General features: G+C 66.8%; 15 protein-coding genes. 6 read left to right on the forward strand and 9 right to left on the reverse strand.

What is annotated here, in order from left to right:
* The first annotated feature begins 181 nt into the window (after window positions 1-181).
* The gene (locus tag KBZ13_RS03640) at window positions 182-901 is read left to right on the forward strand and encodes a DUF305 domain-containing protein (protein ID WP_255006382.1); all 720 of its coding nucleotides are present in this window, start codon (window positions 182-184) and stop codon (window positions 899-901) included.
* Window positions 902-914: 13 nt separating this feature from the next.
* Here the strand turns inward: KBZ13_RS03640 and KBZ13_RS03645 are convergent, their stop codons facing one another.
* From KBZ13_RS03645 to KBZ13_RS03665, 5 genes are all read right to left on the reverse strand, one after another.
* Entirely contained in the window at window positions 915-1,394 is a 480-nt protein-coding gene (locus KBZ13_RS03645; protein ID WP_255006384.1) for a cupredoxin domain-containing protein, read from the reverse strand.
* Window positions 1,394-3,496, reverse strand: a complete 2,103-nt coding sequence (locus tag KBZ13_RS03650) for a copper-translocating P-type ATPase (RefSeq protein WP_255006386.1) — start codon at window positions 3,494-3,496, stop codon at window positions 1,394-1,396. Before KBZ13_RS03650 ends, KBZ13_RS03645 begins: the two co-directional genes overlap by 1 nt.
* An 88-nt stretch (window positions 3,497-3,584) precedes the next feature.
* Window positions 3,585-3,899, reverse strand: a complete 315-nt coding sequence (locus KBZ13_RS03655) for a hypothetical protein (protein ID WP_255006388.1) — start codon at window positions 3,897-3,899, stop codon at window positions 3,585-3,587.
* The gene (locus KBZ13_RS03660) at window positions 3,899-4,144 is read right to left on the reverse strand and encodes a DUF3721 domain-containing protein (RefSeq protein WP_255006390.1); all 246 of its coding nucleotides are present in this window, start codon (window positions 4,142-4,144) and stop codon (window positions 3,899-3,901) included. The genes KBZ13_RS03655 and KBZ13_RS03660 overlap by 1 nt, the downstream gene beginning before the upstream one ends.
* A gap of 16 nt (window positions 4,145-4,160) precedes the next feature.
* A complete protein-coding gene (locus KBZ13_RS03665; protein WP_255006392.1) occupies window positions 4,161-4,397 on the reverse strand; it encodes a DUF3721 domain-containing protein in 237 nt (78 codons plus the stop codon).
* A gap of 55 nt (window positions 4,398-4,452) precedes the next feature.
* Between KBZ13_RS03665 and KBZ13_RS03670 the strand changes: the two genes are divergently transcribed.
* Together KBZ13_RS03670 and KBZ13_RS03675 are read left to right on the forward strand one after the other, a co-directional pair.
* Window positions 4,453-4,869: a heavy metal-responsive transcriptional regulator gene (locus tag KBZ13_RS03670; protein ID WP_255006393.1), complete on the forward strand. Its 417-nt coding sequence runs from the start codon at window positions 4,453-4,455 to the stop codon at window positions 4,867-4,869.
* A 104-nt stretch (window positions 4,870-4,973) separates the two neighbouring features.
* On the forward strand, window positions 4,974-5,666 hold the full coding sequence (locus KBZ13_RS03675; RefSeq protein ID WP_255006395.1) for a DUF305 domain-containing protein: 693 nt from the start codon (window positions 4,974-4,976) through the stop codon (window positions 5,664-5,666).
* A 3-nt stretch (window positions 5,667-5,669) separates the two neighbouring features.
* Here KBZ13_RS03675 and KBZ13_RS03680 read toward each other — a convergent pair whose 3' ends face one another.
* Both KBZ13_RS03680 and KBZ13_RS03685 read right to left on the reverse strand, forming a co-directional pair.
* Window positions 5,670-5,879: a hypothetical protein gene (locus KBZ13_RS03680; RefSeq protein ID WP_255006397.1), complete on the reverse strand. Its 210-nt coding sequence runs from the start codon at window positions 5,877-5,879 to the stop codon at window positions 5,670-5,672.
* A gap of 358 nt (window positions 5,880-6,237) precedes the next feature.
* On the reverse strand, window positions 6,238-7,137 hold the full coding sequence (locus KBZ13_RS03685) for a phycobilisome rod-core linker polypeptide (RefSeq protein ID WP_255006400.1): 900 nt from the start codon (window positions 7,135-7,137) through the stop codon (window positions 6,238-6,240).
* A gap of 538 nt (window positions 7,138-7,675) precedes the next feature.
* Between KBZ13_RS03685 and KBZ13_RS03690 the strand changes: the two genes are divergently transcribed.
* The gene (locus tag KBZ13_RS03690) at window positions 7,676-8,017 is read left to right on the forward strand and encodes an RNA recognition motif domain-containing protein (protein ID WP_255006402.1); all 342 of its coding nucleotides are present in this window, start codon (window positions 7,676-7,678) and stop codon (window positions 8,015-8,017) included.
* Window positions 8,018-8,110: 93 nt separating this feature from the next.
* Here KBZ13_RS03690 and KBZ13_RS03695 read toward each other — a convergent pair whose 3' ends face one another.
* Both KBZ13_RS03695 and KBZ13_RS03700 read right to left on the reverse strand, forming a co-directional pair.
* Window positions 8,111-10,234: a glycogen debranching N-terminal domain-containing protein gene (locus KBZ13_RS03695; protein WP_255006403.1), complete on the reverse strand. Its 2,124-nt coding sequence runs from the start codon at window positions 10,232-10,234 to the stop codon at window positions 8,111-8,113.
* Window positions 10,224-11,324: a glycosyltransferase family 4 protein gene (locus tag KBZ13_RS03700; protein ID WP_255006405.1), complete on the reverse strand. Its 1,101-nt coding sequence runs from the start codon at window positions 11,322-11,324 to the stop codon at window positions 10,224-10,226. Before KBZ13_RS03700 ends, KBZ13_RS03695 begins: the two co-directional genes overlap by 11 nt.
* A 482-nt stretch (window positions 11,325-11,806) precedes the next feature.
* On the opposite strand from KBZ13_RS03700, the gene KBZ13_RS03705 reads away from it, so the two are divergent.
* Window positions 11,807-12,322, forward strand: a complete 516-nt coding sequence (locus KBZ13_RS03705; protein WP_255006415.1) for an HNH endonuclease — start codon at window positions 11,807-11,809, stop codon at window positions 12,320-12,322.
* Window positions 12,323-12,400: 78 nt separating this feature from the next.
* The gene (locus KBZ13_RS03710) at window positions 12,401-13,501 is read left to right on the forward strand and encodes a magnesium and cobalt transport protein CorA (RefSeq protein WP_255006417.1); all 1,101 of its coding nucleotides are present in this window, start codon (window positions 12,401-12,403) and stop codon (window positions 13,499-13,501) included.
* Window positions 13,502-13,782 lie beyond the last annotated feature (281 nt).

Raw genomic sequence — 13,782 nt, forward strand, 5'->3', positions numbered from 1 at the left:
GGCGCATCGGCCCCTCATGCACGCCCAGGGGCACGTCGACAACGAAGCCCTGGAATCGGACGCCCGAGGGGTCTCTGAATCCATGGCCCCTGCGCAGGGGCGACGTTCGCGTCCCCCCTTGACTCTCCACCTGACAGGAGACCATACGGTGGACATCTCCACCTGTTCACTCCCTTTACCCATGGCTGGACCAGTGTTCCGATTCGGGGTCTCCGCACTCACCCTTGCGGCGCTGCTCTCCTCCCCGGCCCTGGCCCAGATGGATCCCCACGCGGGCCATCGCGGCATGGAGGTCATGCCCGGCATGGCTGCACCGACCGGTGCGGATCCTGCCCATGCCGGCCACGCCCATGACGTGGGCCCAGCGGGCTCCACCTACGACCTGCGCTTCATCGACGGCATGGTGCAGCACCACACCGGGGCGCTGCGCATGAGCGAATTCGTCTTCGACATCGGAGCGCCCGGTGTCGGGGCCCTGGGCAAGACGATCTGGCGGGATCAGGCGGGCGAGATCCGCGCCATGGGCCTATGGCGCAAGGCCTGGTACCCCCAGGCGCCGGTCTATCCGGTGGCCCTGGCCAGCGGCGGCGATCCCAACAGCCTCTCGGGGCTCACCCGCATGGGCCAGGCCCAGATCGACGGCATGCGAATGATGGGTGAGCTTCCCACCAAAGAGAACCGGGTGGTGTGGTTCCTCGAGGGGATGCTCGATCACCACGGCGGGGCGCTGATCATGGCCCACGACGCCTTGGCCAAAAGCACCCATCCAACGATCCGTCGTTTTGCGCGCGGTGTGATCGTGGCCCAGCGGGCGGAGATCATGGAGCTGCGCCGGATGTTGGCGGTGGAGGGATTACGCAAACCGGAGTACCACAAGTACGACGCTCTGTTTGCGCTCTGACGCGCTCAGAACGTCACTCCAGCTCGAGCACACCGCGCACCATGTTCATGCCGCAATGAAAGGGATAGATCCCCGGCGGGGAAGCCGGCAGCTCCAGGATGGTGGTGGCATCAAGGGGCAGATCGAGGGTTTTGTGGAAGTCGGGGAAGATCACCTGGGCCACACAGCCGCTGGGATCGAGGCGGTGAAAAGAGAGCCTGAGCGGGCGGCCGGCCATCGCCTTGATCCGGGCGGGGGCATAGCCGCCATCCACCGTGATCGTGATCTCCTGGAGGCCCTGCTCCCCCACCCGAGCCGCCACGCCGGCTCCATGGCGCCCCAGAAACCACCAGAGCTCCCAGACGATCAAAGCCAGGCCGACCACGACCACCAGCAGCTTGAGGCCCAGGGGCTGCTCGACCGTGCGCCAGAGGGGTTCGGCCGCAGCGCGGGCGGCACCATGGGCCCCGCCATGGGTGGCGGCACCCCCCGCCATCAGGGCAGCAAGCACCATCACGACGCCGCCACGGGGAGGGGAGTGGGCCTGAAACGGCGCAAGCGCAGGGCATTGCTCACCACCGACACAGAGCTGAACGCCATGGCGCCGCCGGCGATCATCGGGCTCAGCAGCCAGCCGGTGAACGGAAACAGCAGCCCTGCGGCGATCGGGATGCCGGCCACGTTGTAGGCGAAGGCGAAGACCAGGTTCTGGCGGATGTTGGCCATCGTGTGGCGGCTGAGCTCGATCGCCGCCGGCACCCCGGCCAGGTGGCCGGAGATCAGGGTGATGTCGCTGGCGGCGATCGCCACATCGGTGCCGGTGCCCATGGCGAGGCCCACGTCGGCCTGGGCCAGGGCGGGGGCGTCGTTGATGCCATCGCCCACCATCGCCACCGGGCCCTCCCCCTGCTCCTGCAACCGGCGGATCACCGCAGCCTTATCGGCGGGACGCACCTCGGCGATCACCCGCTCGATCCCCACCTGGGCGGCCACCACTTCGGCGGTGACGCGGGCATCACCGCTGAGCATCACCACCGACAGCCCCAGGCGCCTGAGGGCGGCCACGGCAGCGGGGGCATCGACCTTGGGGGGGTCGGCGACGCCGAAGCAAGCCTCGATCCGGTTGTCCACCACCACGGCCGCCACGCTGCAGGCGGCGGCCTCGAGCCGTTGGACCAGCGGCAGAAGTGTGGCGGTGTCGAGGCCCAGCTCGGTGAGCCAGCGGGGGGTCCCCACCAGCACCTGCTGACCGGCCACAGCGCCCCGCACACCCCGTCCGGCGATGGCCTCGAAGCCCTCCACGCCGGGGAGGTCCGGATCCTGGATCTTGGAACGGGCATAGGTCACGATCGCCTCGGCCAGGGGGTGTTCCGAGCGGCTTTCCAAGGCCGCCGTCAGCGCCAGCACGCTGCCGGCGGGCAGCACACCGTCGCTCAGCCGTTCGAAATCGGTCACCTGCGGCTGGCCGAGGGTGAGGGTGCCGGTCTTGTCGAGCACGATCGTGCGCAGACCGCCGGCTGTTTCCAGCGCTTCGGCACTGCGAAAGATCAGCCCGCTCTCGGCCCCTTTGCCGGAGGCCACCATGATCGACGTCGGCGTGGCCAGGCCCAGGGCACAGGGGCAGGCGATCACCAGCACACTTACCAGGAACAGCATCGCCAGCACCGGGTTGCCGCTGACCAGGAACCAGCCCACGAAGGCGGCAATGGCGATGGCGATCACCACCGGCACGAACCAGCCCACCACCTGATCCGCCAGCTTCTGCACCCGGGTGCGGGAGCTCTGGGCCTGACGCACCAGCTCCACGATCTGGGCGAGCACCGTGTCGGCTCCCACGCGGCTGACGCGGAAGCTGAAGCTGCCACTGCGGTTCATCGAGGCGCCGATCACCGTGTCGCCGGGCCCCTTTTCAACCGCGGTGGGTTCACCGGTGAGCATCGATTCCTCCACCCAGGAGCGGCCCTCCACCACCACCCCATCCACAGGCAGCTTCTCGCCGGGGCGCACCTGCACCCGATCGCCCACCACCACCTGCGCCACCGGGATCTCCTGGGCCACACCGTCGCGCAGCACACGGGCCGTGGGGGGCTGCAGCTTCAGCAGCCGCCGGATCGCCTCTGATGTCTGGCCCCGGGCCCGGGCCTCCAGCAGGCGGCCCAGCAAAATCAGGCTGATGATCACCGCGGCCGTTTCGTAATAGACGTCCGCTGGCAACCCCTCCGCCGTGAGCAGCTGCGGAGCGACGGTGGCCACCAGCGACGCAAGCCAGGCAATGCCGGTGCCGGCGGCCACCAGGGTGTTCATGTCGGCGCTGTGCTGCCGAAAAGCCGAGAAGGCGCCGCTGAAGAACTCCCGCCCGCACCAGAACAGCACCGGTGTGGAGAGCAGCAGTTGGGCCCAGGGGCTGGTGAACCAGTCCGGCAGAAAGGGGAGATGCATCCCGCCGAGCATGTGGGGCAGGCTGGAGAGCACCACCAGGCCGGTCAGCACAGCCGCCACGGAGAGCTTGCGGCGCAGGAGCGTGAGTTCGTGGGCCAGCTCCCGCTCCAGGTCCGGGGTCGAGGTGCCGCTGCTGTCGCCATGGCAGCAGGACGGGGCTGGGACTGGGGCGCTCATGGGGGGGCAGACATCAGGGGCCGGACCATCACCCGAAGGCATGACTTCAACCTATGGGGCTCGCAGCGGCATTCGAGGGCTGCTGGCGTTAGCTCGCGGCTGGGGTTGTCCTGCGGCGGCCGCTGAGCCACAGGCCGACACCGGTGATGGCAACGATCAACGTCAGAATCCCCATGATGGCGGAGTAATAGGGCTGCAGATTGATGATCCCGAAGTTGCCGGTATGGATTTTCATGAGCCAGAAGGCCTCGATGTTGTGGGCCAGCAGCAGGCCGTAGATCGAGCCTGAAAGGGCAGTGATGATCAGCGGCAGCGCGGCGATCGGCACCAGGGCGCGATGAAGGCGCCGCCGAACGTGTCGCCGTAGGTGTCGCTGGCGCAAGGTGCTGCTTGGGCCGGTCATCAGTTCTTCTGCAGGGTCTCATGGAGAGCCCGTTCGTTGGCGCAGGGCATCCAGAGCGAACCCATGGCGAACACGCCCTTGCATTTGAGCTCAGCGGCCCGCTTCTCGGCCTCGGCTTTGGTCTTGAACATGCCCTGCATGTGGGCCCCTGCGCCTGGCGGCATCAAGACCGCCAGGACGCCAGCCAGCACCAGGATCAGGGCAGCATGACCACCACGGTGGGGGCTCAAAGGAAGGGTTTTCATGGGGGGAGCCAACGGCTCACTTTTCCTTCGACACGGCCTTCTGGTAGGCCTCGAAGCTGGCGCAGGGCATCCACTCACGGCCCATGGCGAAGCTGCCGCTGCACCTGAGCTCCCTGGCGTGCGTCTCAGCAGTGGACCTGGTGGGGAACATGTCATTGGCCTGGGCCTGAGCGCCGTTGGCACCGAGCAGCACCAGAGCCGCCACCGACAGGTTCCAGAAACGAGGCAGCTTTGGGGGCAGCAAGGGACGCATGCATCAGCGAATCCGACCACCTTAGATTCTCCTCTCAGGTGGAGAGTCAACCCCCGTGATCATCGCGTCCCCGCCTCAGGGCCTCAAGATCGGTGTGCTGGCGGCCCGCAGTGGCCTGCCCGTCAAGACGCTTCGCTACTACGAAGAGCTCGGCCTGCTGCCTGCCGTGGGCCGAAGCCCCGGTGGTTACCGGCTCTTCAGTGAGGAAAGCCTGAGGCGCCTGGCCTTCATCCGCCGCCTCAAGGCCCTGGGTCTGAGCCTGGAGGAGATTCAGGAGTGCCTCGCACCCCACGACGCCGGGCTACTGCCTTGCCACGACATCCAGCAGCAACTCAGCCGCCAGATCGGGCGCATCGACGAACGCATCAAGGAGCTGGGCCTGCTGCGGGTGGAGCTGCAAACGCTGCTCGGGAACTGGCAGAGCGATCCGCTTCAGGATGACGCGGTGATCTGCCCCAACCTTCAGGTGTGACCAACCTGCGCGTTGTCACAGCCGCCCAGGCTGAACGGCGCGCTTCACATTCTCCAAGCGTGACCAGCCTGGAAGCAGAAACTCAAAGGAAACGAGAGGCTCAGATGGCCAGCAATCACAAGCACCCCAAAGCCTGGGGAGCGACAGTCCTGGCCCTGGCCGCCGCAGGGGCGTTCAGCGCGGGCCTGGTCACAGGCTTCCCATCGCTGTCGCAGGGCTGGAGTGGTGGTTCAGGGAGGACAGGCGATGGCGGAGCCATGGGTGGCGGCGGTCCGATGGGGATGGCCTACTCCGATCGGCCATTCATCGTGATGATGATTCCCCACCACGAGGGGGCAATCGCCATGGCCGACCTCGCCCTCACCCGTGCCCGCAGGCCCGAGATCAAGGCCCTCGCGAGGAGCATCCAGGCGAGTCAGACGAGGGAGAACGCCCAGATGCGCGCCTGGTACAGGCAATGGTTCGGAAAGGACGTTCCCTCCTGGGGGCCCGGTTCGCTCTGGGGCTGGCAGGGCGGGATGGGCCCCATGGGCATGGGGATGGGGATGGGCGGTGGCCGCATGGGCCACGGGGGGACGAATCTGGCCGCGCTGCGCAGGGCCACGGATTTCGATCGGGCCTTCATCGAGCAGATGATTCCCCACCATCAGATGGGAGTGATGATGGCGTCGATGGCCCAGATCAATGCCCAGCACCCGGAGCTCAGAGAGCTCCAGCAGGGGATGGTGAAGGTGCAGAGCGATGAGATCAGGCAGATGGAGCAGTGGTACCGCTCCTGGTACGCCGGCCAACCCTGAGGCTCAGCAGGCCACGGATTGTTCAGAGTTCACCCCAGCAGGCTTCGCCGGGGTCACCTGGCTCAGGGGAACGCAAAAAGGAGGCGAACCATTGCGGGCCAGGGGCCAGCGGCGCACCCAGCAGGACTCTGAGGCGTCGTCGAGGCTGACCACCTGATAAGTGCCATCGGACTTGCCGCTGACCTGAACGAAAGAACCTGATTCGAGGGTCATGGTTACGTAGGCGAGGGGACAACCGGCACGAGAGCCTCCAGACGACGAAACCCCTTGGGGCGCCTGGAGAGCAGATCGATGTATGAAGAAACTAGTGCAACCGTAACGGTTGATTGCGGCCGTGCCAGCGGGAATCCGAACCCTGTGATGGCTCCCACACGTTGAGGTGATTCCGGGGCCGTTGCAGCGGCACGCCTGGGAACCTTTCTCTAGTGGTGGCTCAGGTTGAACGCCTCAGTCGCGCACGCCCTTCGCTTCGGCGGGTTCAGCTCCCGCTCAGTGAAGGGCCCGCCTTGGCCGGCCTGCGGCTCCAGGGGCGCACCAGCGCCACGGAAGCCCAGGCCCTGGTGCTCCGGGTTCAGCCCACGCTGACCTGGGTGATGCGGCCGCCGAGCCGGTTCGCCCGCTGCATCGCCTCGTTGAAGCGCGCGAACGGCACCCGCCAGACCACATCGGCGCAGCGCTCGGCGTCGAGGTTGACGATGCCCCTCACGTGCAGGGTCACGGTGCGGCCGGAGGCTCCCTGGAGACCATGGATCTTGTGGGCCTGGCCGGGGCCCCGGGCCGTGTGGGCACCGGCGACGCTGGCGTCGCTTGCCGCAGCTCCGGTGCTGACCACGGAGCGGAACGGCCCCTCACTGGCGCTCGGGCTCACCACCGGCACGGCCCGGTTCTGGTGCAGGGCGCCGCCCAAGCGGAAACGGGTGCCGGCGACATCCCCCTTGACCGAGGCGGCGGCACCGCGGGCGAGCTGCATCAGCCAGGAAAACTGGCGGCCCTCCAGTCCCGCGGAATAGTCCCAGCCGTGGATGTAGGGAACCACGTCCATGCCGAAACGCTCCTGGTACTCAGGGCTGTCGATGTAGGAGTCGATCTCGGCATCCACTCCCTGCTCCTGCAGGATCGTGAAGTGGTGGAGCATCTCGTCGCGGTTGTGGGGAGCGCGGCCCAGCAGGTGTTTGTGGTTGAGCTCGATGAAGCGGTAGGGATTGCAATTGTCAAAGAAGCGGCTGCGGTAGAGACCGCTCCTGGCCACGGCCCGCACCAGTTCACGCACGTTGAAAAAGCCGTTGCGGTAGAGGGATTCGACTCCTTCGAGCCGCTCGTTCTGCATCACGTATTGCTGACCGAGCACCTGCTGGTAGACGGCCCGGATCGTGAGGCTCTTGTCGTTGTCGGAATCGGTGATCCAGCCTTCCTTGTTGCGGTCGTTGGCGAAGCGTTCGATACCCAGATAGGGGGCTCTGATCAGGGTCATCGGAGGAGGGGCGAAGGACGAGGGGTGGGGCGAAGGGAGGCGCCAGGCAGGACCGTAGGCCGATCGATGGGGGATCACTGACAACCGTCACCCGGGGCCATGGTTTTCAAACAAGCAGCACAAGATTTCACATTTGTTCATGGGGCGCTCTCTCCGGCCAGTTACTCCAGCCCTTGCAAGCCCGAAGGGGTAAAAGGCTCACCGCCCCACGCCCCATGGCCACCAGGTCACGCCAGGGGCAGCGCAGCAGAGCCGCTGCAGCCCTGCAAAGCCAATGCCCCACGGGCTTCAGGAGCAACGCCAGCAGCATCCCAGGGTCTACTTCGTCCCCAGCGGCGGGAGGAACGGTGGCGATGCGGAACGCCTGGGGGGCCGCTGAGTTATCGCCGATCGCAAGGAAGTCGGCACCGCCGGCGGAGGACCGAACCCTCGGGGCCACCCGCGGCCCTAGGGTGTGAATGGTTCCAAGATTTCTCTACGAAGTGGGCTCAACCTCTCTTCAGGGCCGTCGAGGAATCGATTCATAGTTCCTGAGTTCATGACGATTTACGTGGGCAACCTTTCCTTCGATGCCGAAGTGGAAGACCTCCAACAGCTTTTCGCTACTTACGGTCAAGTCAAACAGTGCAGCCTGCCCCTCGATCGGGAAACCGGTCGCAAGCGCGGCTTCGCCTTCGTCGACATGGCTGTCGAGGCTGAAGAGGCCAAGGCCATCGACGACCTTCAAAACGTTGAATGGATGGGTCGCAACATCCGGGTCAACAAAGCTGAGCCACGCACCGGCGGCGGCGGCGGCGGCGGTAATCGTGGCGGTGGCGGCGGTTATGGCGGCGGCGGCGGCGGCGGTTACGGCGGCGGTGGCGGCGGCGGCCGCTACTGATTCACCGGGGACACAAGCGCCTGTCCCTTCGCCGCGTTCTGCGGCAGATAACCCCGGAGAGCTTCGCTCCCCGGGGTTTTTTATGGCCCGAGCTCACTTCGAGATCATCACATCCACCCCTGGAGTGCGCCGCCGCACCAGCACGCCGGTGTCGTGCTCGCTGCGGTGCAGGTGCAGATCGATCTCCTCCTCCCCCAGCCGCAGACCGGAGATCTCCATGCGGTCAATGCCCCTGGGCAGCACGGGGTTGCGGAAGAGCACCTGCACCCGGCCCGTGGTCGCCTCGCGGCCGATGCCCATCCCGGTGATCGCCTCCAGCAGACCGAACACCGAGCCGCTGGCCCAGGCCTGGGGACTGCAGGCCACCGGATAGTGGGTGGGCTCCTCCCCCTCCTGGCGGGGGAAACCGCAGAACAGTTCCGGCAGGCGGTACTGGGGCATGGCACAGGCCGTATCGAACAGGCCGGTGAAGATCCGCATCGCTTCACTGCTGTGGCCATAACGGGCCAGCCCCAGGCCGATCAAGGCGTTGTCGTGGGGCCAGACGGAACCGTTGTGATAGCTCATCGGGTTGTACCGGACCTCCCGTTCATCGAGGGTGCGTACGCCCCAACCGTTGAAGCTGGTGGGCGCCAACAACTGCCGGGCGATCGCCGCCGCCGCCGGCCGGCTGGCGATGCCGGTCCAGAGGCAGTGGCCCGCATTCGAGGTCCGCACCACACAGGGCTCCCCCGCCCCGTCGATCGCCAGGGCATAGGTGCCGATCGCATCGCTCCAGAAGGCCGCGTGGAAGCGACGGCGCAGGTCGCGCGCCTCCTCCTGCAACCTCTCCGCCGCCTCAGGATGGCCGCAGCGCTGCTCAATCGCCGCCAACGCCCGCCGGGCCCCGTAGGCATAGGCCTGCACCTCACAGAGGGCGATCGAACCCTCCGCCAGCCGGCCATCGGCATGGTGGACCGCATCGTCGCTGTCCTTCCAGCCCTGGTTGCGCAAGCCCCCCTGGGCGGCGCAGAGGTAACGCAGGAATCCATCCGGGCTCTGGGCCTCGGCGTTGCGGATCCAGGCCATGGCGCTGTCGAGGGCCGGGCGCAGGCTGTTGATGAAATCCCTGTCGTCGCTGCGCAGGAGGTAGTCGCCCGCCAGGAGCAAAAACAGGGGCGTGGCATCGACGCTGCCGTAGTAGCGGCCGAACGGCACCTCCCCCAGGGCCGCCATTTCCCCCAGGCGCGCCTCATGCAGGATCTTGCCCGGCTCGGCGTCGGAGGCGGAGTCGCAGTGACGCGCCTGCTGTTCGGCCAGGAATCCGAGCACTCCCCGGGCCAGGCGGGGCTCCACCAACAGCATCTGGCGGGCGGTGATCAGGCCATCACGTCCGAAGGGACAACTGAACCAGGGCACACCGGCATAGGGATAGAGGCCGTGGTCGAGTTGGGTGGAAAGCAGATGGACGTCGGAGGTGGAGCGGTCGATCCAGGCGTTGAAAGCGGGGTTGTCGGTGCTGATCGAGGCGTTGAGCAGACGGTTGAGCCGAAACCGCTCCACCGTGGCCTCCAGGGCCGCATCGAAGGCTTCCTGGGGGGAAGACCCGGAATCCGCTTGCGGATGGAAATCCAGCATCAGGGCCAGCTTGCGGGTGCAGCGGGGCTCCAGGTCGAAGGCGAAACGCAGCTCCGTTTCGGATACATCCAGCACCTCCGCCTCCAGCCGCAGGGCCGTGCTTCGGTCGGTCCCGTCGAGGCCCCGGTAGACCACCTCCAGGCTGTCGGCGGTGCAGCTGTAAACCCGGGTGCCGCGGTTGTCCCGGTGGATGCCGCGCACCTCGAAGATGTCGAGAAAATCGGCATTCACCAGCAGCACCAGTGGAATCGTGACGCTGGAGGCGGCGTAGCTGGTGAAGCTCAGTTGCTGCAGCAGACCCGTGGGAGTGAGCACGGTGCTGCGCTCCAGGTGCACCGTGCCCGCTGGCAGCGAGCCGGGCGCGAAGCCGTCGTTGCTGAGATGGCTGATGTGCAGCCCCATTTCCTCCCGTTCGGTGGAGGAGAGCACGGAGGGGGGACAGCCCCAGAGCAGCAGTTCCAGCTGGCTCACATGGCGCATGCCCCGGTGAAACACCCCGGAGTCGGGATGGGCCCCTGGGCTGATCTCGCCCCGGCGATCGAGCATGGCGAAGGTCTCGCCATCCTTGAGCACGAACGGGGGGAGCTGATCAAGCCGCATGGCACACCTGGTTGCGGTCGGCTCCATCACCGCCCAACCTGGCCTGCTCCGGGGGCGCGTTCGACTCCCCCATCAAGCGCCCGTAGAGCTGCTCGTAGGCGATCGCCTGACGTTCGACGCTGAAACGGCGCTCGAAATCGGCGCGGATGGCCGGGCGCGAGAGCTCCTTGATGCGGCCCACCGCCGCCACCGCCGCCGCGATCGATTCCACCAGCACCCCGTTGAGGCCATCGATGATCACCTCGGGGGTGGAGCCGTTGCGCCAGGCGATCACAGGGGTACCACAGGCGTTGGCCTCGATCATCACCAGTCCGAAGGGCTCCTGCCAGTCGATCGGGAACAGCAGCGCCAGGGCATGGCCGAGCAGCTCCTGCTTGCCGGCGTCGTCGACTTCACCGATGAACTCCACGGCGGGATGGCGCTCCAGCAACGGCTCGATCACGGTGTGAAAGTAGTCGCGGTCCGCCGCATCGACCTTGGCCGCCACCTTGAGCGGCAACCCCGCCGCCGCCGCGATCTCGATGGCGCGATCAAGCCGCTTCTCCGGCGAGATGCGCCCGACGAAGGCCAGATAGGGCGACGGCGTGGGCTCGAAGCGGTAGAGATCCGCGGGCAGACCGTGGTGAATCGTGCCGAGCCAGCGGGCCTGGGGCAACGGCCGGCGCTGGGACTCGGAAATCGACACCAACGGCACCTGATCAAAGTGGCGGTGCAGCTCGGCCATCGAGGCGGCCGACATCGGGCCGTGGATGGTGGTGAGATGGGGCACGTTCAGGCGCGCCGTCAGGGGGTAATGGCCGTGGCCGGTGTGGAAATGCAGCACATCGAAGCGGTGCAGCTGCTCGGCCACGCAATCGAGCTGGATCAACGCCGGCACGCTGCGATCACCCTGGTAGCCCGCCTGCCGCAGGGCCCGGGGCACGCAGGGATAGAGCTCGGCGCTGGTGGTGGAATCACCGCTGGCGAACAGCACCACCTCATGGCCGCGGCGCACCAGTTCCTCGGTGAGGTAGTGCACCACCCGCTCGGTGCCCCCGTAGCGCAGGGGCGGCACACATTCATCGAGCGGCGAGATCTGGGCGATGCGCATCGTTGAGGCTCCAAGACAGAACGATCACCGCGCTCCTGCCCCGCCACCAGCCATGGCAACAGCAGGCAGGGGAATCAGAACCGCGGGCGACCAGGTGACAGCTGATCACCAGGCAACGGCGATCGACCGCAGAAAAGCTGACCACCCCACAACGGCCCTGGGATGGAAGATCTTTTGTTCCACAAGGCTAGGGAGGTGATCCGGAGCCGACGTGCGGCAGATCGGCAGCACACGTTTCTCCGCCAGGGCCACACCACTGACGCAAGCGGAGGGACGTGCAACCAGCGCAACCCACAGCGATCGCACGCCCAGGAGCTGTGAGCGGTCTGGAGCTCGCCATGCCCATGCCGCTCGTCTACCCCCGCTTCCCCCCACCTGCTGGAGCGTCCAGCGCGACCTGGAACGGCGGGGCCGCAGGGTGCTGTTGCCGGTGGGCGGCCCCCTCCGGCGCCTTCTACTATCACGGGGGCGCTCCCTGGGGCATGGCGAATCACAAACGGCTGCCGCCGCCGGAATTTCTGCGTCAGCAGCTCAACTACGACCCCCGCACCGGCCACTGCAGCTGGAAGGGCGGCATGGCCCCCAGCGGACAGAGCCGCCAGGGCGAGCGGGCCGGCAGCAAGGGCCATGACGGTCGCTGGCAGGTGTCGATCGAGGGTCAGCGCTACGCCCTGACACGCATCATCTGGTGCCTGCACCACGGGGTGGATCCAATCGGGCGGGAGATCACACCCATCAACGGCAACCGCGACGACCACCGCATCAACAACCTGAGGGCCACCCCCCAGGGCCAACCGCGGCGCCCCCGCCGAGTCACCCCAAGCGACCTGAGCACGGGCTTCAAGGGGGTCACCCAGGATCGCAGCACCGGCCGCTTTCGCGCCCGCATCCTGATCGATGGCACCCGCCAGTCCCTGGGGGAATTCGACAACAAATACGACGCCTTCCTGGCCTACGTGAGCGTCGCCAAGGCCCAACTGCGGCGAACCCTCCCCTGAGCCCATGTCGCCCCTGATGCAGGCGAAGGTGACCCCGCTGGCCTGAGATGGCCATCAGCCGGATGAACTCCCTCCCCCTTGCTGCGACCCACCCCCGGCGCCCTCCGCTCCTATCGACTGGAGGAACGTCCTGCCGCCATCCCCACCCAGCTCTATGTCCACGGCGGTCGTCAGCCCAGCCGCTTCAGTGTTGTGGTGTTCGAGAGCGAAGGCCCCAGGCTCCACTCCCTGCGGAACCCCGAAGAGCTCTCAGCCCTGAAGACTCGAGGAGTGCCCCTGTGGCTGCGGGTGATGGGTCTGAGCGACCCACGGCCGATCACGGCCATGCTGCAGGCGCTGGAGGTGCCGGCAATGTTGCTGCCGCCGCTGCTGGAGGTGCCCCAACGGCCTCGGGTGGATTCCCTCGGCGAAGCGCTGCTGGTGGTGCTGCACCGCTTCAGCTTTGCCCATGACCCCGCCCATCTGCTCAGCTCCCAGGTGGGGGCCCTGCTGCTGCCGGGACTGCTGGTGAGCTTTGAAGAAGCGCCCGTGGGGGAGGCGTTCCCGGCGCTCACCGACTGGCTGGAGTCCCAGGTGGGGGCCACGGACTTGCGCGACCTCGACGACATCCTCCACTTCCTGGTGGATGAGATCCTCGATGAACTGTTCCCGATGCTGGAGCTGATCGCCAACCGGCTCTGCGATCTGGAGGAGGCGGCCCTGCGGGACCCCAGACCGAAACTGCTGAAGCGCACTTTCCAGCACCGCTCCAACCTGCTCACGATCCGCGGCCAGATCTGGCCCCTGCGCCACCAGATCCGCGTGCTGCTGCGTCAGCGCCAGGAGCTGCTGGGACGGGAGGCCACCGCCGGCTTCCAGGACATGGGCGAACTGGTGGATCTGCTGTTCGAGAACTGCGAACTGCTGCGCAACCAATGCGATGCCATCACCCAGTCCTATGCGGCGAGCGTGGGCAACCGCATGAACCAGGTGATGAAGACGCTCACGATCCTCACCAGCATCTTTGCGCCGCTCACCTTCATCGGCGGGGTCTATGGCATGAACTTCGAGCACATGCCCGAACTGCACTGGCGCTATGGCTATGCCTACGCCATGGCTCTGATGGCCCTGGTGGCCCTGATCCAGGTGTACTGGCTCTGGCGGCGCCAGTGGTTCGAAGACTGGACCACCCCCCGCTGAGGGACCATCACCGCATCGGCGCTGCAGATGAGCCGTGCTCGGTGGATCATCTCTCGATGAGTTGAAAGGCTTTTACTTCTGTTTGCTGGCGATGCCGTCAGGCCCGAAGGAGCTGATTAGGTTTGGAAAGACGTTCCCTAATCGATGGCCATGGTCAAGGGTCTCGCCGTTGGCCTCCTGGTCGGCACCAGCTGAGCGCTGGGCTCACGCCCCCCGCCTCAACCCACGACCTGGGCCACGACAGCCACAGAAACAGCCTGCGCTGAATCCCCCCTGCGCAG

The sequence above is a fragment of the Cyanobium sp. ATX 6F1 genome (assembly GCF_024346315.1).
Lineage (GTDB): Bacteria > Cyanobacteriota > Cyanobacteriia > PCC-6307 > Cyanobiaceae > ATX-6F1.

Excerpts from the sequence above, each read along its gene's own strand:
- KBZ13_RS03640 (WP_255006382.1), top strand. The coding sequence starts at position 182 with ATGGCTGGACCAGTGTTCCGATTCGGGGTCTCCGCACTCACCCTTGCG.
- KBZ13_RS03645 (WP_255006384.1), bottom strand. The coding sequence starts at position 1,394 with ATGGTGCTTGCTGCCCTGATGGCGGGGGGTGCCGCCACCCATGGCGGG.
- KBZ13_RS03650 (WP_255006386.1), bottom strand. The coding sequence starts at position 3,496 with ATGAGCGCCCCAGTCCCAGCCCCGTCCTGCTGCCATGGCGACAGCAGC.
- KBZ13_RS03655 (WP_255006388.1), bottom strand. The coding sequence starts at position 3,899 with ATGACCGGCCCAAGCAGCACCTTGCGCCAGCGACACCTACGGCGACAC.
- KBZ13_RS03660 (WP_255006390.1), bottom strand. The coding sequence starts at position 4,144 with ATGAAAACCCTTCCTTTGAGCCCCCACCGTGGTGGTCATGCTGCCCTG.
- KBZ13_RS03665 (WP_255006392.1), bottom strand. The coding sequence starts at position 4,397 with ATGCGTCCCTTGCTGCCCCCAAAGCTGCCTCGTTTCTGGAACCTGTCG.
- KBZ13_RS03675 (WP_255006395.1), top strand. The coding sequence starts at position 4,974 with ATGGCCAGCAATCACAAGCACCCCAAAGCCTGGGGAGCGACAGTCCTG.
- KBZ13_RS03680 (WP_255006397.1), bottom strand. The coding sequence starts at position 5,879 with ATGACCCTCGAATCAGGTTCTTTCGTTCAGGTCAGCGGCAAGTCCGAT.
- KBZ13_RS03685 (WP_255006400.1), bottom strand. The coding sequence starts at position 7,137 with ATGACCCTGATCAGAGCCCCCTATCTGGGTATCGAACGCTTCGCCAAC.
- KBZ13_RS03690 (WP_255006402.1), top strand. The coding sequence starts at position 7,676 with ATGACGATTTACGTGGGCAACCTTTCCTTCGATGCCGAAGTGGAAGAC.
- KBZ13_RS03695 (WP_255006403.1), bottom strand. The coding sequence starts at position 10,234 with ATGCGGCTTGATCAGCTCCCCCCGTTCGTGCTCAAGGATGGCGAGACC.
- KBZ13_RS03700 (WP_255006405.1), bottom strand. The coding sequence starts at position 11,324 with ATGCGCATCGCCCAGATCTCGCCGCTCGATGAATGTGTGCCGCCCCTG.
- KBZ13_RS03705 (WP_255006415.1), top strand. The coding sequence starts at position 11,807 with ATGGCGAATCACAAACGGCTGCCGCCGCCGGAATTTCTGCGTCAGCAG.